Genomic DNA, 18,242 nt, shown 5'->3' with positions numbered 1-18,242 from the left:
CTCCTCGAGCCGATTCTCGATGACGACGGGCGTGCTCGAGAGCGTGTAACGTCGTCGACATGACGACTGTCGAATCGATTCGATCTGCCGCTCCGGATCGCGCAACGACCCGAGCGCGCATCGCCGTCTCGGCGTTGTTCTTCACCAACGGGGCGCTGTTCGCCAACATCCTCCCGCGGTACCCCGAGATCAAGACGGCCCTCGAGCTCGACAACGTCGGCTACGGCCTCGCGATCGCCGCCTTCCCCGCGGGAGCGATAGCCGCGGCCCTTCTCTCGGCGGTGCTGATCCGCCGGTTCGGATCGGCGCGCATCGCCGTGTTCGGCACGATCGCGACCGCCCTCGGACTTCTCGCCGCGGCGCTGTCGCCCACCGGCATCCTCTTCGCGGTCGCCCTGCTGTGCGGCGGCGCCTTCGATGCGATCACCGACGTGGCGCAGAACGCCCACGGCCTGCGCGTGCAGCGTCGGTACGGTCGTTCGATCATCAACTCGTTCCACGCGATCTGGTCGATCGGTGCGGTCGTCGGTGGCGGAATGGCCGCCGCGGCCATCGCGCTGCAGCTGCCCCTCGGCGTGCACCTGGGAGTCTCGACCGCGGTGTTCGCGGCGGTGGCGCTCACGGCGCTGAGGTTCTGCCTCCCGGGGCACGACGAGGAGGCCGACGCTCAGGCCGTGGCCGAACCCGCAGAGGTCGCATCGTCGGTGCGCCGCGGTGTCAGCCCGCGGATCGTGCTGATGGTGATCGCGCTGACACTGATCGCCATGGCCGGAGCGATCGCCGAGGATGCGGGGAACTCGTGGGCGACCCTCTACCTCTCGGAGTCGCTCGGCGCCGCTGCCGCGATCGCGCCCCTCGGCTTCATCGCCCTCGTGGGCGCCCAGTTCATCGGGCGGATGCTGGGCGACGGGATGACCGACCGCTTCGGACAGCGAGCCGTGGCCGTCGTCGGCGGCCTGATCGCGGCGGTCGGCATGACCCTCGCGCTGATCTTCCCCAGCGTCCCCGGCACGATCGCGGGCTTCGCGGCCATCGGCTTCGGGATCGCGACCCTCATCCCCGCCGCCATGCACGCCGCCGACGAGCTGCCGGGGCTGCGCCCGGGGGTCGGTCTGACGGTCGTGTCGTGGTTGCTGCGGCTGGGCTTCCTGCTCTCCCCGCCGGTCGTCGGATTCATCGCCGACACCCATAGCCTGCGGGCCGGGCTGATCGTCGCGCCGGCGGCGGCCCTGGTCGCGGTGCTGCTCGCCGGGGCGCTGGCGGCGCGCACGCCGAGGTAGTCCCGGACGTCCGGGATCCGGGCTGCTGACGTGTCGACCCTGGGTCCGGATGCAGGAGCGGGGCACGGATGCAGGGCCGGTCGGCCCCGGTGGTCCGGCATCCTGCGAACGGGCTACCGGCACCGGCCGCCGGGCCACCGGCATCCGCGACTCAGAGGGCGGTGTAGCCGCCGTCGACGAGGTGGTAGCTGCCGGTGATGAAGCTCGCGGCGTCGCTGGCGAGGAACGCGATGAGGTTCGCGACCTCGTCGGCCTGGCCGAGGCGCCCGATCGGGTGCTTGCTGACGAGGAACTCCTTCGCCTCGTCGCCCATGGTCGCGAGCAGCGGGGTGTCGATGAATCCGGGACCGACCGAGTTCACGCGCACGCCCTGGGCGGAGTACTCGAGGGCGGCCGACTTGGTCATGCCGACCACCGCGTGCTTGGCCGCGACGTAGGCGGGGGAGCCGGCGAAGCCGACGCTGCCGAGGATCGACGCGATGTTCACGACCGACCCGCCGCCGTGGGCGAGGATCGACGGGATCTGCGCCTTCATGTTGCGGAACACGGCATTGAGGTTGATCGAGATGACCTTGTCCCACGCGGCGTCGTCGTACTCGGCGGTGGGGGCGGATGCTCCGCCGATGCCGGCGTTGTTGACGCCGATGCGCAGCGGGGCGAGCGAGTTCGCGAGCTCGACCGACGATGCGATCCACTCGACGTCGGTGGCGTCGCCGACGGAGGCCTCGGCGATGCCGCCGGCGGCGCGGATCTCCTCGACGACCGCGTTCGCGTGTTCCGCGTTCAGGTCGTTCACGACGACGGATGCGCCGTTCCGGGCGAGCAGCAGAGCGGTCGAACGACCGATTCCGCTTCCCGCTCCCGTCACGATCGCCGAGCGGTTCGAGACGTCGTACTGAGCCACGGGTGGCTCCTCTCCTGGACGGTCGCGGTGCCGGGAGATCTTCTCGGACGGTCCGTCCTCCTCTCCAGAGTACGCCCGTCGCACGTGGATGGATGCGCGTGAATGGAATTCTCCGGATGCCGACTTCTCTTCCCGGATGCAGGTTTGTTAGCCTTACCTAACCGGCCCCGCCGCCTCTCCCGCAGATCCCTGAAAGGTCTTCGCCGTGCCCGCACGCCTCCGCCGCCCCCTGGTGTCCGCCCTCGCCGTCTCGGCGACAGCCGTCCTCGTGCTCACCGGATGCTCCGCCCCCGACCCCGCGCCCGCCGATGCCGCGGCCTCCGGCGAGTCCGCCGGCACGCACGCCGTCGAGCACGCGCGCGGGACCACCGAGGTCCCCGACGACGTCGAGCGCGTCGTGACCCTGGAGCCGCTGGAGCTCGACACCGCCGTGGCCGTCGGCATCACACCGGTGGGTGCGGCGGTCGCCTCGAACGTCGCGAGCACCCCGGCCTACCTCGGAGTCGACGGCGTCGAGGGCGTCGGCACGGTGCCCGAGCCCGACCTCGAGGCCATCGCCGCACTGAAGCCCGACCTGATCCTCGGCACGGAGGCCCGTCACTCGGCGCTCTACGAGCAGCTCTCGGCCATCGCCCCCACGGTCTTCATCGAGACCCAGGCCGACCCGTGGCGCGACAACGCGCAGCTCATCGGCGAGGCGCTGAACCGCGAGGACGAGGTGTCCGACCTGCTGGCCGCCGTCGACGAGCGGTGCGAGGGCCTCAGCGACGAGTACGCGGTCGACGGAGAGACGGCGCAGCTCATCCGTCCGCGCGACGAGACGACCCTCAGCCTGTACGGTCCGGTGTCGTTCGCGGGCAGCCTGCTCGAGTGCGTCGGCTACACGATCCCCGACCAGGACTGGGCCGACGGTCTGCAGGCCGACATCTCGCCCGAGAACATCGTCGACGCGGCGGCCGACAACGTCTTCGTGACCGCGGCCGACGTCGACGACGAGTCGGCGATCCCCGCCGCGCTCACCCAGAACGCGGATGCCTTCGGCCGGGTGACCCTCGTCGACACCGCCTACTGGGTCTCGGGCGTCGGACCGAAGGGCGCGCAGGCCGTGCTCGACGACATCGAGAAGTATCTCGAAGCGAACCGGTGACCGCGGTCTCCGCGGCGGGACCGACCGCGGCCCCGCTGCCGCGACGTGCGGCACGGGCAGCGACAGGCACGATCGTCCTGTGCGGCGCTCTCGTGCTGGCTGTGCTGCTCTCGCTCACCGTGGGGGCGAATCCGCTCTCGCCCGCCGCGGTGTTCGACGCGATGGCCGGTCGCGGCACCACTGAGACGAACTTCGTGCTGTTCGAGCTGCGCATCCCCCGCACCGCGGTCGGCCTCGTCGCGGGAGCCGCTCTGGGCGTCGCCGGCGCGCTCGTGCAGGCCTTCACCCGCAACCCGCTCGCCGATCCCGGCATCCTGGGCGTCAATGCGGGAGCAGCGGTGGCGGTCGCGCTCGGGGTGGCATTCCTCGGGCTCCGCGATGCCTCCGAGTTCATCTGGCTGGCGTTCCTCGGAGCGCTCGTGGTGACGGTCGCCGTCTACCTCGTCGGGTCGGCCGGCCGCGGCACCGCCGATCCCCTCCGGCTCACCCTGGCGGGGGTGGCGCTCGGGGCCGTGCTGTCGGGCATCACCACCGGCCTCACGCTGAGCGACCCGGACGCGTTCGAGGCGATGCGCAGCTGGAACGCGGGTTCGCTGCTCGGCAGCGGGCTCGGCGACCTCGTTGCGGTGCTCCCCTTCGTGGTCGTCGCGCTGCTGATCGCTCTCGTGCTGGCGGCGGGCCTGAACGCGGTGAGCCTCGGCGACGACGTCGCGCGCGCACAGGGCGCCAACGTCATCGGCATCCGCATCGGCGTGATCGTGGCGGTCACCGTGCTGGCCGGTGCCGCGACCGCGATCGCCGGGCCGATCTCGTTCGTCGGGCTGATGGTGCCGCACGTGATCCGGTGGACGTTCGGGGTGGATCAGCGACTCATCATCGCGCTGTCCGCGGTACTTGCTCCCGTGGTGGTGCTGCTCTCCGATGTTCTGGGGCGAGTGATCATCGCGCCGGCGGAGGTGCCCGTCGGCATCGTCACCGCGCTGGTGGGCGCGCCGGTGCTGATCGCCCTCGCCCGACGCGGGAAGGCGCGTGCACTGTGACCGTCCTCCGCCGGCCATCCCTCCGCACGCCGTCACCCCATCCGTCCCCCCTCAGAGCCTCCCGCCGCGTTCTCGTGCGGATCGGCCCGGTGGTGCTGCCCGTCCGCGTGCGCAGCCTGCTGGTCGCCGCGATCTCGCTGCTCGCCCTCGCCGTGCTGTTCGTCCTGTCCCTGGGCCTGGGGTCGTTCCCGCTCGCGCCCGACGAGGTGGTGCGCATCCTGCTCGGAGGCGGCGAGCCGATCGACCGCACGGTCGTCTGGGACTGGCGGATGCCGCGGGCCCTGGCGGCCATCGCGGTGGGCGCCCTGCTCGCGATCGCCGGTGCGCTCTTCCAGACCGTCACCCGCAATCCGCTCGCGAGCCCCGACATCCTCGGGTTGTCGAACGGGGCCTTCACCGGAATGCTGCTCGCTCTGGTCTTCGTCTCCGCCAGCCTGCCGGCCCGCACGATCGGGGCGCTCTGCGGCGGTCTCGCCGCCGCCGCGGTGATCTGGCTGCTCGCCGTGCGAGGCGGCGTGCAGGGGTTCCGGCTCATCATCGTGGGCATCGGCGTCTCGGCGATGCTCGCCTCGCTGAACACCTGGATGCTGCTGCAGATCGAACTCGACACGGCGATGTTCGCCTCGGCGTGGGGCGCGGGATCTCTCAACGGGGTGACCGCCGCGGGCCTGGGCGCGGCGGTGCTCTGCGCCGTGCCGTTCGTGGTCGCGGCCGCGCTCCTCCCGCCGCGCCTGCGCCAGCTCGACCTCGGCGACGATGTCGCTTCGGCGACCGGATCCCGCCCCGCGCTGGTGCGCACCCTGGCGCTGCTGATCGGCGTCGTCCTCGTCGCGGCGGCCACCACCGTCGGCGGCCCCATCGCGTTCGTGGCTCTCGCCGCTCCGCAGATCGCCCGCCTCGTCGCACGCACGCCGCACCTGTCGCTGGGCCTCGCCGCGCTCGTCGGGAGTGTGCTCGTGCTCGCCTCCGACCTCGTCGCGCAGCATGTGCTGCCCGTCGCGCTCCCCGTCGGCGTCGTCACCGTGTCGGTGGGCGGCGCCTATCTCGTCCTCATGATCATCCTGGAGATCCGCCGCCGTGCCTGACCTCGACAGCCCTCGCGCCCACCCTCGCCCCGACTCCCGCCTGCACGCCGACGGGATCACGCTCGCGTACGACGGATCCCCCATCGTGCACGAGGTCAGCGTGGCGATCCCCGACGGCTCGTTCACCGTGATCATCGGTGCGAACGCCTGCGGCAAGTCGACGCTGCTGCGCGGCCTCTCGCGGCTGCTGCAGCCCGCGGAGGGCGAGGTCGTGCTCGACGGGAGGGCCATCGCGTCGTACCCGGCGAAGGAGGTGGCACGTCGGCTGGGGCTGCTGCCGCAGAGCGCGAGCGCTCCCGACGGCATCACCGTGACCGATCTCGTCGCTCGGGGGCGGTATCCGCACCAGAGCCTGTTCCGTCAGTGGTCCGACGCGGACGAGGATGCGGTGCGCCGCGCGCTCGCGGCCACCGGTACGACCGACCTCGCGGCGAGGTCCGTCGACGAGCTCTCCGGCGGGCAGCGGCAGCGGGTGTGGGTGGCGATGGTCCTCGCGCAGGAGACCGACCTGCTGCTGCTCGACGAGCCGACGACCTTCCTCGACGTGGCGCACCAGGTCGAGCTCATGGAGCTGTTCGCCGAGCTCAACGACCGAGGCCGCACGATCGTCGCGGTGCTGCACGACCTGAATCATGCGGCGCGGTACGCCTCGCACATCATCGCGATGCGGGCCGGTCGCATCGTCGCCGAGGGCACTCCCGCCGAGGTCATCACGAGCGAGCGGGTGCGCGAGGTGTTCGGGCTCGAGAACATCGTCATCGACGATCCGGTCACCGGAGGGCCGATGGTGGTCCCGCTCCGCGTGCCCGCGAGGAAGGATGCCGGATGAACGCCGAACGACCGTGGGCGTACAGCGCCTTCCCCGTGGAGGTGCGTGCGACGCGTCGACTGAGCCCGGGGTTCATCCGGATCACCTTCACCGGCGACGCTCTGGAGCACTTCGCGAGCTGGGGCACCGACCAGCGCATCAAGCTGGTGCTGCCGATGGCGGACGGCTCGCTCGCGGACTTCGGTCTGCTCGACGATCCGACCCCGCATCCCTCCGACTGGTACACCCGCTGGAAGAGCCTGCCCGAAGGCGAGCGCAACGTGCTGCGCACCTACACCCCCGCCGGGATCCGGGCGGAGGCGCGCGAGCTCGATGTGGACTTCTTCCTGCACGAGCCTGCGGGCCCCGCATCGCAGTGGGCGGCACAGGCGGTGCCCGGCGACCGCGTGGTGATCACGGGTCCGGATCGACGGATGGGCTGGACGGGGTACGGACTGCACTGGCATCCCGGTGAGGCGACCAGGGTGCTGCTCGTCGCCGACGAGACCGCCTTCCCCGCGGTGCGCGGGATCCTGCAGACGCTCGGCGAGGCGCACCGCGTCGACGTGATCCTCGAGTGCGCGGACCCGGCCGACGACATCGTGTCGGCGGATGCCGGTGATCGCGCCGACATCCGACTCGTCCGCCACGCACCGGGCGACAGTGCGGAGCTGGAGCGTGCGGTGGCGCTCTGGAGCGACGAGCACGGTGAGGGCGTGCGCGCCGATCCGGCCTTCTACGCCTGGATCGCGGGGGAGTCGGGGGCCACCGCCCGAGTGCGCCGATTCCTCACCGCCGAGGTCGGCATCCCGAAGGAACGGGTGTCGTTCCTCGGATACTGGAAGGTCGGCGGTCCGCTCGTCGGGTGACGCGGCCGAACCGCACTCCCGGCGCTTCGTCCAGGCACGGCATCGGATCGTCATGGATCGCACGGGGCCGACGTCCTATCGTCGAGGGGATGACCACGTTCGACGACGCCCCGCAGACGCCGCCCGCACCGTTCACCGTCGCCGTCTCGGCGCCCCCGGCCGTGGTGCCCGCACCGCTCGAGATGGGTGACGACGACACGACCGTGGAGCGCCTCCAGCTGACCTCGCGCTTCGTGACGCGGAACGGTGAGCCGTGGATCCCGGTGATGGGGGAGTACCACTTCAGCCGCGACCTGCCCGAGAACTGGGAGCGGGAGCTGCGCAAGATGAAGGCCGGCGGCATCTCCGTGCTCGCCACCTACGTGCTGTGGATCGTGCACGAGGAGATCCGCGGCGAGCTGCGGTGGGACGGGCGGCGAGACCTGCGTCGGTTCATCGAGACGGCCGACAGGGTGGGGCTCAGGGTGATGCTGCGGATCGGTCCGTGGGCGCACGGCGAGACCCGCAACGGCGGCTTCCCGGACTGGCTGCAGGCGCTGCCGATCGGGCACCGCTCCGACGACCCGGCCTACCTCGCTGTCACGCGGCGGTGGTACGGCGGCATCGAGGAGCAGGTGCGCGGCCTCTTCCACACGTCGGAGAATCCCGAGGGGCCGATCATCGGCATCCAGGTCGACAACGAGCTCTACGACGACGGGCCGCACCTGGCGACCCTGCGCGCCCTCGCCGAGGAGGTCGGGATGCGGGCGAGTCTGTGGACCGCGACCGGGTGGGGCGGAGCGCAGCTGCCGCGAGGCCGCGTCCTGCCGGTCTACGCCGGATACTCCGACGGCTTCTGGGAGGAGTCGGACACGGGGTGGCCGGACTTCGGAGAGATGCACTTCACCTACAGCACGGTCCGCGACGACCTCAGCGTCGGGGCGGATGTGCGGGCGGCGGATCTGCGGGGTGCGGCGGCCGATGCGGATTCGGAGGCCGGTCTCGGCGCCGACGATCCCTGGCCGTTCGTGACGTGCGAGCTCGGCGGCGGCATGGCGGTGGCCTACCACCGGCGTCCGCTCGTCGACCCCGACGACGTGGCCGCCCTCGCGCTGACGAAGGTGGGCAGCGGATCCGCGTGGCAGGGCTACTACATGTATCACGGCGGCCTGCAGGTGCGCGGCGAGCTGTCGTCGACGCAGGAGTCGCAGGCGACCGGGTACCCGAACGACGTGCCGGTGCGCGACTACGACTTCTTCGCACCGCTGGGCACCGTGGGTGCGCAGCGCCCGCACTTCCACGCGCTGCGGCAGCAGCATCTGCTCCTCGACGCCTTCGGCGCAGCGCTCGCTCCCGCCGCGACGACGATTCCCGCGCGGATCGACGGGGGTCCCCGCTGGGCGGTGCGCAGCGACGGCGCGAGCGGATTCCTGTTCCTGAACAACCATCAGCCCGCGATCGCCGCACTGCCCGACCTCGACGGGGTGCACTTCGACGTGCGCCTCGGCGACCACGCGATCACCGTCCCGACCGCGCCGATCGCGGTGCCCGGCGGTGCCTACGCCGTCTGGCCGCTGCGTCAGGCGTTCCCGGGCGTTCCCGCGCTCACGGTCACCGCGCAGCCGATCACGCAGATCACCGACGGCGACCGCACCGTCGTGCTGTTCGCGGCGAGCGAGGGGATCGACGTCGAGCTGCAGCTCGAGGGCGTGGATGCCGTCGAGATCTCCGGTGCCGAGGTCCGCGTGGAGGACGAAGCGGTCCGCGCCGTCCCGTCCCTGGCCCCGGGGCTCGACTGCGAGGTTCGTATCGGCGACACGACCCTGGTGTTCCTCGACCGGAAGACCGCCGAGAGCGTGTGGCGAGGCGACGTCGACGGCCGTGACACCGTGATCCTGTGGCCCGGTGGCGGATGGTTCGACGACGACGGATTCCGCGCCGTGCTCGATGACGGGGCAGGCGTCATCGGGGCGTTCCCCGCGCTACGGGACCCCGATCTCGCACCGCTCCCCGCGGAAGGATCGGTCTTTTCCCGGTATGCGGTAGCGGCCGGAGCTGCGCCCTTGTCGCTCGACGTGCCGGACTTCGACGCGCGCCCGACCGCGCCGGTGCGCACCGGGGGTCCGTCCGGCAGATTCTCGGCGCCCACCGACGACGACTTCGCGGATGCCGCGACGGTCGAGGTGCACCTCCCGCGAGGCGCCCTCGAGGCCGGCGACGGCGAGCGGTCGGTGCTGACGCTCGACTGGACGGGAGATGTGATGCGGGTCCTGATCGGCGACAGCCTGATCGCCGACCAGTTCTGGTACGGACGACCGTTCGAGATCGACCTCACCCCGCACCGTGAGGCGCTCGCCACGCAGCCGCTGACCCTGCGCGCGTTCGCCTGGGCGGCGCGCTCCCCCGTCTACGTCGCCCCGCGGGTGCGGCCAGGCGGCGGCGAGGACGTGCTGGAGATCCGCTCGGCGGTGGTGGGTCGCACCGCGACGGCATCCTTCCGCTGAGCGCGCGTCACCCCTTGTGCTGGGCGCGGTAGGTCGTGGGATTCATGCCGTGCACCCGGCGGAAGTGCCGGGAGAAGTAGAGCGGATCGCTGTAGCCGACCGCTGCGGCGACCTCGGTCACGGTCGACGACGTCGTGTCGAGCAGGGTGCGCGCTCGCGCCATCTTGACGGCGGTGTGGAACGCGCCGGGACCCCCTCCGGTCGCGCGCCGGAACATCGCGCTCAGGTGCGACGACGACAGCCCGACCATGCCGGCGAGCTCTGCCACCGGGATGTTGCTGTCGACGCGGGTCTCGAGGAACCGCATGGCGCGCTCCAGCGGTGAGCCCTCGGCGGGGAGGATGCTGTCGGCGGCGAGGCGCGTGAGCAGGTGCCATGCCACCCCCGAGGCCGCGAGCAGCTGCGCGGGGGACACGCGTCGTTCGAGGTGTCCGACGAGCTCGTCGAAGAGTGCGACGGCACCGTCGACGGCGCGCAGCCGGGTGAGCGGGCGGGGGATGCCGAGGAGGGGGCCGGTGAGCTCGGCCACGTCGGTGCCGCGCACGTGCATCCACCAGATCGTCCATGGATCGTCGAGCGATGCCCGGTAGTCGTGCGGCACCCCCGCGGGGATGGTCACGCAGGCGCCGGGCGTCATCGGATGCTCCTCCTCGCGGAGGCGCACGGTCCCCGAGCCCGCGACGCAGAGGATCACGATGGTCTCGGCGGCTCCACGCTCGCGGATCCGGCGATGCCCGGACGCGGCGGGGAAATACCCCGCGTCGGTCACCAGGAGCCTGCGGGTGACGGCTCGCGAGAGCGCCGCCTCGATCTGGGGTCGCGGCACGACGCACAGTCGCTGATGACGGAAGCCGTCCGGCCGTCCGCTCCGCTCGAGTGGTATCGCTGTTTCGTCCATGATGTTCCTCGATCTCACCATAGCTCCGCTCGCGCCGCCTTCGTAGCCTCGGAGGTGACCCGCCGCATCGGAGGCGCATCGCCGCCGGGAGCCGCCGCAGGTCATGACGAGGAGGCCGACGATGATCGAGGAACAGACCTCCGCGCACGCGGATCACGACACCCTCGTGCTGCCCGCGGCGCCCGCCGAGCTGCAGGACGCGCTCGAACGCGGCGAGGCGGTGGCCTGGCGGCAGCCGCTCGCGATCCGCACATACGAGGCGGACGCGCCCAGCGTGTACCCGATGTACCTCGATCAGCGCGTCTACCAGGGGTCGAGCGGGCGGGTCTATCCGCTGCCCTTCACCGAGGGCATCGCCGAGCAGGCGGTCGTCCGCGAGTGGGACGCCGTGCACCTGGAGAACGAGTACGTGCGGCTGGTCGTGCTGCCGGAGCTCGGCGGTCGCATCCACGTCGGCTACGACAAGACGAGCGACTACGACTTCTTCTACCGCAACAACGTCATCAAGCCGGCCCTGGTCGGTCTCGCCGGGCCCTGGATCTCGGGCGGCGTCGAGTTCAACTGGCCGCAGCACCACCGCCCCGCCACCTACCTGCCGGTGCAGACCTCGATCGAGGTCGACGACGACGGCACGGTGACGGTGTGGTGTCACGATCACGATCCGTTCGCCCGCATGTCGGCGCAGCACGGTGTGCGGCTGCGCGCGCACAGCTCCGTGGTCGAGCTCGCCGTGCGCCTGCACAACCGCACGGACGAGCGGCAGTCGTTCCTGTGGTGGGCGAACGTCGCGGCGCGCGTGCACGACGGCTACCAGTCGTTTTTCCCGGAAGACGTGGGCTACGTCGCGGACCACGCACGTCGCGCGCTGACGCGGTTCCCCGCCGCCGATCGCGAGTACTACGGGGTGGACTACCCGGGGCGTGCCGCCGAGCATCCGGATGCCGATCGCATCGACTGGTACCGCAACATCCCGGTGCCGACGTCGTACATGATCGTCGACAGTGCCCAGGACTTCTTCGGCGGGTACGACCATGCCGCGGGGGCCGGGTTCGTGCACTGGGCCGAGCGGCGGGTGTCGCCGGGCAAGAAGCAGTGGACCTGGGGTGATGCGCCCTTCGGGCACGCCTGGGACGCGCAGCTGACCGACGGCGACGGGCCGTACGTCGAGCTCATGGCGGGCGTCTACACCGACAACCAGCCCGACTTCACCTGGATTCTCCCCGGCGAGACGAAGGTGTTCACGCAGTACTGGTACCCGATCCCGGGCATCGGCGTCGCCCACCAGGCGACACCGGATGCCGCGGTGCACGTCGACCGCGCGGGAGAGATCTCGGCCTCGTTCGCGGTGACCGCACCGCAGGCGGGGGCCACCGCGCGCATCCTCCGCGGCGGTGAGGTGGTCGCCGCGCGCACGCAGGATCTCGTGCCCGGAGTGCCGCTCACGGTCACGGCGGAGGGCGCGGGCGGATCCGGCCCGGGCGAATTCGGCGCGGGCGGGGTCGATGCAGGCGACGACGTGCGAGCGGAACTGCTCAGCGCCTCCGGACAGGTGCTCGTGCGCTGGACCCCGTCGGTCGCCGCGGCCGAGGAGCCGTGGGTGGCCGAGGAGCCTCCGCTGCCCGATGACATCGATTCCGTCGAGGAGCTGTATCTGACCGGGCTGCACCTGAGCCAGTACCGCCACCCCACGCGATCGCCGTCGGGCTACTGGAACGCCGCGCTGCAGCGGGATCCCGGCGACGTGCGCACCAACCTCGCCCTCGCCGACCGCGACTACCGGGCCGGCGACTACGCGCGCGCCCTCGAGCGGGTCGAGCGGGCACTGGCGCGGCTCACCCGGCGCAACGCGAATCCGGCCGATGCCGAGGCCTTCTACCTGCGGGGCCTGATCCTGCGCCGGCTCGGCCGCCACATCGAGGCCGAGCAGGCGTTCGGCAAGGCCGGGTGGGACGGAACCTGGGCGGCGGCGTCAGGGCTCGCTCTCGCCCGATCGCTCGCGTCGCGTCAGCAGAACCGCGCGGCGGTGCGCGTGCTCGACACCCTCGACGGCATCGTCGGCCACGACACCCGGCGGATCGCGGTGCGGGCCATCCTGCAGCGACGGGCGGGAGAGCACGACGCGGCCGACGCGCTGATCGCCGACGCCCTCGTCGCCGATCCGCTGGATGCGACCCTGCGGGTGCTCGCCGGACGCGAGATCGCACCCGATGCGGGCCTGATGCTCGACGTCGCGCTGGACCTGCGCGATGCGGGCGCCCTCGACGACGCCCTGCGTGTTCTCGGGGATGCGGCGGCACTGCCCGTGACCGCGAGCGGCAACGTGCGGCCGGTCGCCCACTACGTCGCGGCGCAGATCCACCGCGAGCGGGGTGACGAGACCCGGGCCGCCGACGAGCGTCGCCGCGCTCGCGAGGCCGACCTGACCTGGGCGTTCCCGTTCGGGCTCGACGCGCTCGATGCGCTGGAAGCGGCGCTGGCGGTCGACCCGGACGATGCGGTCGCCCACTCGCTGCTCGGCATGCTGCTGTACGCCCACGGCCGTCGTCACGCGGCGACCGCGAACTTGGAGCGGGCGATCGCCCTCGGGCGCGCGGATGCCGTGCTCCTGCGCAACGCCGCGCTCGCCGCCTACAACATCAGCCATGACGACGACCGCGCGGAGGAGCTGTACGAGCGCGCGATCGCCGCCGCGCCGCGCGACGCCCGACTCCGCTACGAGCAGGACCAGCTCGCGGCCCGCGTGGGGCGTTCCGTGGCGCAGCGGCTCGACCGCCTGCGCTCCGCGGAGGACCTGGTGCTGACCCGCGACGACTTCACGATCGAGTACATCAGGCTGCTGGTGGCCGAGGGCGAGGCGGCACGCGCCCACCGCATCCTCATCGATCGTCGCTTCCGCCCCTGGGAGGGGGGAGAGGGGCAGGCGCTCGCCGCGTGGGATGCCGCGCACGACGCGCTCGGGCTCGCGCGCGCCGATCCGCCGGCGTCGCTCGGCGAGGCCAGGGTGCAGTACACGCCGCCGGCCGCCCGCCGCGACGACGGCTCGACGGACTACTTCGCGACGAGTCTTCCCGAGCTGCTGCTCTTCGCCAGGGAGACCGGCGACGACGGGCGGTGACGGCGAGGGCGAGACGAGCCGCAGCGACAGCCCCGGCATCACCGTCAGCGGTGAGCCTGGTTCAGAAGGGAGTGATCGAAACGAACATGAACGTCAGAAGTGGCGCCATGAGTGTCGCGAGTGCGATCGTGTTCAGCAGTCGGTGGTCGCGCAGTAGGGCGAGGTACTCCCGGAGCAACGCGCTGGGCAGGTAGTACCGGGCGGTACGGGCGCCGATCGCATGCCCTGTGATGCCGAGTGTGCGTAGCAGTGTGGCTGCACGGAAGGCGTGATAGTCGCTCGTGACGGCCAGCACGGGGCCGGTGATGCCACGGTCCGCGAGGAGGTCTCGCGTGAGCGTGAGGTTCTGTTCTGTGGTGCGGGATGCGCTCTCGACGAGTAGTCGCTCGGATGGGGCGCCGATCGATGCGGCGAACTCGCGCATCGCGGCAGCCTCGCTGCGCGGCTCATCGTCGCCCTGTCCCCCGGACAGCACCAGGACGGCGTCGGGGAAGCGCTGCAGTGTGGTGACCCCTGACCGCACTCGCTGTGCGAGCAGGGGCGGGACGCTTCCATCCGGCCGCAGACCTGAACCCAGAGCGATGACTGCCGACGGGGCTGGAGCCCGTCGCGCGAGGCGTGCGTAGACAGCGGACCAGCAGAGATAGGCGACGAATCCCATCCCGACGTAGCCGACCGGACCGATGAGGAGAAAGAGACCGATCGCCGCTTCGATCCAGCCGCTCAGCGCCACGATGATGCCCGCCGCCAGTACGCCGAGCACCCCGACGCCTGCGAGCAGGGACAGCCGGTTGGCGAGCGAACGTCCTTCTCGTCTCATCATGACGATCCCGTTCGCGACCAACGCGCAGCCGAGGCCGACGCCGGCGAGCACCGGGACGAGCAGAAGCAGCAGTGCCCACGTGATGTCGCGGATCCGGTCGGGAATCGGAATCAGCATCGCGCCTGTGCCGACCAGGAGATCCACGATCGAGAGAAGCAGCGAGGTGCCGGCGATGGTGAGCAGGACACCCGGCAGCAGCCGCCGCGGATCGCGAGTCGCGAGCACCATTCCCGTCACTGCGAGAACGACGGTGAGGAACGTGGACATGGTCTAGACGGTACCCGGCAGCGTCTGGTGGCCCCGCAGGCGAGGGGGTGAAATCATCCGCGGGTAGGACCCGGATGCCCCGGCAGGCTGACGCGCGGGATGCCGGCGGCGGGTGAGGGTTGATGTATGAGCACATCTCTGCGTAACCGCCTCCGCCCGTTCCTCGCCGCCGCTGCCGCGATCGCGCTGCTCCCGCTCACCGCGTGCAGCATCGTGAACCAGACTTTCGGCGACGCCTGGTCGGTCACGTATCAGGTGGTCGTGGACGGGCCCCAGGACGTCGAGCTCACCGAGGTGACCGTCGAAGGTGCCGAGAAACGAGGTGCGTCCCCGGAGGTGACCGATCTGGGGTCTCAGACAGCTCTTGCGTCCCCCGGCGGGGAGGGGGCTCTCTGGGACCGGGAGGTGATCGTGCTCGCCGGGGAGGAAGCGCTGGTGAGCGCGACTCCGCCGTCCGGATCGATCGCCACATGTCGCGTGCTGGTCGACGGGACACGTGAGATCGCGACGGCGACTTCGGCGGCACCCGGGGAGCCCGTCACCTGCAAGGTGGTCACCCCGGCCTTCGGCTGACCCTACTCTGCGGGGTGGCGCTCCTTCTGCGGGGGCGCTGCCCGAGGAGCGCTGCTGATTCAGCTCCGCTTCGAATTCCGGAACACGCCTTCTCGAGCCGCAGTCGCTCCAGCGGTGATGGGTTGCGTCCTGCCGGCGACCCTGGCTACCGTGGTCGGGTGAGTTCACCCGAAGCATCCACGGTCGAGCTGCCGGCACGCCGGTAGCTCACACCCTCGACGTCGCCCCATCTGAGCGGGCGCTGCTTCGCGTTCTCTCTCGCGTGTGTGAGTACTGGATGCCGGTCCGCCCCGACCGACACCTCACTTCGAAGGACTCACCATGCCACTTCTCATCGTCCTCCTCGCCGTCGCGGTCTTCGCCCAGGGGACCTCCGAATTCATGCTCGCCGGTCTCCTCCCGGCGATCGCCGATGATCTCGCGATCAGCATCCCGCAGGCGGGACTGCTGACCTCCGCCTTCGCCGTCGGGATGATCGTGGGTGCTCCGCTCATGGCCGCGGTCAGTCGCCGGTGGTCGCCCCGGATCGCGCTGTCGAGCTTCCTGCTCGTGTTCATCGCCATGCACGTGCTGGGTGCGGTGACCGACGATTTCACCGTCCTCCTGATCACCCGCGTCGTGTCCGCGCTCACCAACGCCGGCTTTCTGGCGGTCACCCTCTCCACGGTCTCGGCCCTCGTCCCCGCCGACCGCATCGCACGAACGGTCGCCGTCATCCTCGGAGGCACGACCTTGGCGCTGATAGCGGGAGTTCCCGGCGGCGCGGTCATCGGGGCGCTGCTCGACTGGCGCGCAGCCCTGTGGGGTGTGGCCGTCATCTCCGTGCCTGCCCTCGTCGCCGTGATGCTGGCGACACCGACGCGCTCCGCCGGCGGGCGACGACCCGTCGCGCTCGCGAAGGAGCTCGCAGCCTTGCGCCATCCGGCGTTGCTCATGCCGCTCGGCCTCGGTGCGCTGGTCAACGGCGCGACCTTCTGCGCGTTCACCTACCTCGCGCCCGTCGTGACGGAGTCCGCAGGCCTGCCGGAAGGGGCGGTGCCGGCCGTGCTGGCCGTCTTCGGGGTCGGCTCGTTCGCGGGGGTGTGGGTGGCCGGACGGCTCGGCGATCGCCACTCGGGCCCCATCCTGACGATCGGCGGAGCAGCACTGCTCCTCGGATGGGGAGCGTTCGCGGCCCTGTCCACGATCCCGTTCGCGGTGGTCGCGTTCGCACTGCTCCAGGGGGCGTTGTCCTTCGCTGTCGGCAGCACGCTCATCGCCTCGTCGATCCGTGCCGCGGTGACCGCTCCCACCATGTCCGGGTCATTCGCGACGGCGTCCCTCAACATCGGCGCTGCCGCAGGTCCGATACTCGGCGGGCTGGCCTACGCGACCGCGGCCGGAGCGACCGGGCCGCTTTTGGTCAGCACTGCGCTGCTCTGTGCCGCCGCACTCGCATTCGTGGTCTCGCAGAAGTGCCTTGACATCCACCCCGCTCAGGCATAACGTACAACCAAATGGTTGCACAAAGAGAACTGAGCGAAGCGGAGGTCGACCGTGTGTTCCACGCACTGGCGACGTCGACCCGACGCGACATCCTGCGCCGGACGATCGAGCGGGAGCAGTCCGTCTCGACCCTCGCCTCCGAATACGACATGTCGTTCGCGGCGGTGCAGAAGCACGTGTCCGTGCTCGAGGCCGCCGATCTCATCGTCAAGCGCGCCGAAGGGCGCGAGCGGCTCGTCCGCGCGAATCCCGAGATGATCGCCCGCGCCAGGGCGCTCCTCGCCCGTTACGAAGAGCTGTGGCGGTCGCGCATCGCCCGGCTCGACGACCTGCTGGCCGAGGCGCCGGCAGATCGACCGACCACCGAAGACAGCACCCGCACGACCACTGGAGAAGGAGACTGATATGCCTGTCACCGACGTCATCACCGATACCGAGAACCTCACCATGACGGTCATCGCCGACCTCGCGGCGCCCGTCGAGCGGGTGTGGGACGTGTACAGCGACCCCCGTCAGCTCGAGCGCTTCTGGGGTCCTCCCGGGTGGCCCGCGACCTTCACCTCGTGGGATCAGACGGTCGGCGGCCACGCCGACTACACGATGCATGGGCCCCGCGGCGAGAAGGCGGCAGGCACCTGGGAGTTCCTCGAGATCGACCGACCGCACGGTTTCGCGGTCATCGACGCGTTCGCCGACGACGACGGGCATCCGAACCCCGACCTGCCCTCCATGCGCATGACGTTCACCTTCGAGCAGACCGCCGAAGGGACGCGCATGGTCAACATCAGCCACTTCGCGTCGGCCGAGGCGCTCGAGCAGCTCATCGCGATGGGCGCGATCGAGGGGACCACCATGGCGATGAGCCAGATGGACGCCGTGCTGCAGGACCTCCGCGACTACGCGCAGGGCAAGGGCACGCAGGTCACGCTCCTCGACGACGTGCACGTGCGCATCACCCGCCTCGTCGAGGGACCGCGCGAGCTGGTCTGGCGCGCTCACAACGAGCCCGATCTCATGAAGCAGTGGCTGCTCGGGCCCGACGGGTGGGAGATGACCGAGGTCGCCGTCGCCACCGAGGTGGGGCAGAGCTATCGCACCTCCTGGGCGCCGGTCGGCGACACCGAGGGGGAGCCGTTCGGATTCGAGGGGGAGGCGCTGCTGATCGACGCCCCGCGGCGGTCGGTGCAGACGGAGCGGATGATCGGGATGCCGGTCGAGACGTTGAACGACCTGAACCTGTACGAAGAGGACGGGGCGACTCTCATCACCCTCTACATCGAGTACCCCGACAAGGAGACGCGCGACATGATCCTCGCCACCGGCATGGCCGAGGGCATGGAGACGTCGTACGCACGCCTCGAGCGGGAGCTGCTCGCAGTCTGACGGGTGAGACGCCGAAAGACCGGTCGGTTCCCCGAAGGGATCGGCCGGTCTTCCGCGTTCCTGGTGCGCTTCTCCGGAGTCG

15 protein-coding genes are annotated in these 18,242 nt (G+C 71.1%); 12 read left to right on the top strand and 3 right to left on the bottom strand.

Translation table 11 applies throughout. The features are described from left to right. The first annotated feature begins 59 nt into the window (after window positions 1–59). Window positions 60–1,280, top strand: a complete 1,221-nt coding sequence (locus FQ142_RS00180) for an MFS transporter (RefSeq protein WP_149421745.1) — start codon at window positions 60–62, stop codon at window positions 1,278–1,280. A gap of 151 nt (window positions 1,281–1,431) precedes the next feature. Here the strand turns inward: FQ142_RS00180 and FQ142_RS00175 are convergent, their stop codons facing one another. Beyond that, window positions 1,432–2,184 carry an SDR family NAD(P)-dependent oxidoreductase gene (locus FQ142_RS00175; protein WP_149421744.1) on the bottom strand — a complete coding sequence of 251 codons (753 nt, stop codon included), beginning with the start codon at window positions 2,182–2,184 and terminating at the stop codon, window positions 1,432–1,434. 205 nt (window positions 2,185–2,389) lie between these two features. Between FQ142_RS00175 and FQ142_RS00170 the strand changes: the two genes are divergently transcribed. The 6 genes from FQ142_RS00170 (at window position 2,390) to FQ142_RS00145 (ending at window position 9,616) form a co-directional block, all read left to right on the top strand. After that, window positions 2,390–3,331, top strand: a complete 942-nt coding sequence (locus tag FQ142_RS00170; RefSeq protein ID WP_188042250.1) for an ABC transporter substrate-binding protein — start codon at window positions 2,390–2,392, stop codon at window positions 3,329–3,331. Beyond that, a complete protein-coding gene (locus FQ142_RS00165) occupies window positions 3,328–4,371 on the top strand; it encodes a FecCD family ABC transporter permease (protein ID WP_262491996.1) in 1,044 nt (347 codons plus the stop codon). Before FQ142_RS00170 ends, FQ142_RS00165 begins: the two co-directional genes overlap by 4 nt. A gap of 89 nt (window positions 4,372–4,460) precedes the next feature. Further along, a complete protein-coding gene (locus tag FQ142_RS00160; RefSeq protein WP_262491995.1) occupies window positions 4,461–5,456 on the top strand; it encodes a FecCD family ABC transporter permease in 996 nt (331 codons plus the stop codon). Continuing rightward, on the top strand, window positions 5,449–6,285 hold the full coding sequence (locus FQ142_RS00155) for an ABC transporter ATP-binding protein (RefSeq protein WP_188042249.1): 837 nt from the start codon (window positions 5,449–5,451) through the stop codon (window positions 6,283–6,285). The genes FQ142_RS00160 and FQ142_RS00155 overlap by 8 nt, the downstream gene beginning before the upstream one ends. Then, window positions 6,282–7,133 carry a siderophore-interacting protein gene (locus FQ142_RS00150; RefSeq protein ID WP_149421742.1) on the top strand — a complete coding sequence of 284 codons (852 nt, stop codon included), beginning with the start codon at window positions 6,282–6,284 and terminating at the stop codon, window positions 7,131–7,133. Before FQ142_RS00155 ends, FQ142_RS00150 begins: the two co-directional genes overlap by 4 nt. An 89-nt stretch (window positions 7,134–7,222) precedes the next feature. Then, complete coding sequence (locus FQ142_RS00145) at window positions 7,223–9,616, top strand: beta-galactosidase (protein ID WP_149421741.1); 2,394 nt, start codon at window positions 7,223–7,225, stop codon at window positions 9,614–9,616. Window positions 9,617–9,623: 7 nt separating this feature from the next. On the opposite strand, the gene FQ142_RS00140 is transcribed toward FQ142_RS00145, so the two are convergent. Next, a complete protein-coding gene (locus FQ142_RS00140; protein WP_262491994.1) occupies window positions 9,624–10,442 on the bottom strand; it encodes an AraC family transcriptional regulator in 819 nt (272 codons plus the stop codon). Window positions 10,443–10,635: 193 nt separating this feature from the next. On the opposite strand from FQ142_RS00140, the gene FQ142_RS00135 reads away from it, so the two are divergent. Beyond that, window positions 10,636–13,629 (top strand): DUF5107 domain-containing protein, encoded by a 2,994-nt coding sequence (locus FQ142_RS00135; RefSeq protein WP_188042248.1) that lies wholly within the window; start codon window positions 10,636–10,638, stop codon window positions 13,627–13,629. Window positions 13,630–13,690: 61 nt separating this feature from the next. On the opposite strand, the gene FQ142_RS00130 is transcribed toward FQ142_RS00135, so the two are convergent. Then, on the bottom strand, window positions 13,691–14,719 hold the full coding sequence (locus FQ142_RS00130; RefSeq protein ID WP_149421738.1) for a YdcF family protein: 1,029 nt from the start codon (window positions 14,717–14,719) through the stop codon (window positions 13,691–13,693). Window positions 14,720–14,845: 126 nt separating this feature from the next. On the opposite strand from FQ142_RS00130, the gene FQ142_RS00125 reads away from it, so the two are divergent. From FQ142_RS00125 to FQ142_RS00110, 4 genes are all read left to right on the top strand, one after another. Then, window positions 14,846–15,292 carry a hypothetical protein gene (locus FQ142_RS00125; protein WP_149421737.1) on the top strand — a complete coding sequence of 149 codons (447 nt, stop codon included), beginning with the start codon at window positions 14,846–14,848 and terminating at the stop codon, window positions 15,290–15,292. Window positions 15,293–15,613: 321 nt separating this feature from the next. Further along, window positions 15,614–16,777 (top strand): Cmx/CmrA family chloramphenicol efflux MFS transporter, encoded by a 1,164-nt coding sequence (locus FQ142_RS00120; protein ID WP_149421736.1) that lies wholly within the window; start codon window positions 15,614–15,616, stop codon window positions 16,775–16,777. Window positions 16,778–16,788: 11 nt separating this feature from the next. Further along, complete coding sequence (locus tag FQ142_RS00115; RefSeq protein WP_149421735.1) at window positions 16,789–17,181, top strand: ArsR/SmtB family transcription factor; 393 nt, start codon at window positions 16,789–16,791, stop codon at window positions 17,179–17,181. Between the two features lies 1 nt (window position 17,182). Then, complete coding sequence (locus FQ142_RS00110) at window positions 17,183–18,160, top strand: SRPBCC family protein (RefSeq protein WP_149421734.1); 978 nt, start codon at window positions 17,183–17,185, stop codon at window positions 18,158–18,160. Window positions 18,161–18,242 lie beyond the last annotated feature (82 nt).

The sequence above is a fragment of the Microbacterium sp. ANT_H45B genome (genome assembly GCF_008369345.1).
Taxonomy (GTDB): Bacteria; Actinomycetota; Actinomycetes; order Actinomycetales; family Microbacteriaceae; genus Microbacterium.
The sequence above is the reverse complement of the archived record's forward strand: the minus strand, read 5'-3'. Positions and strand labels throughout refer to the sequence as shown.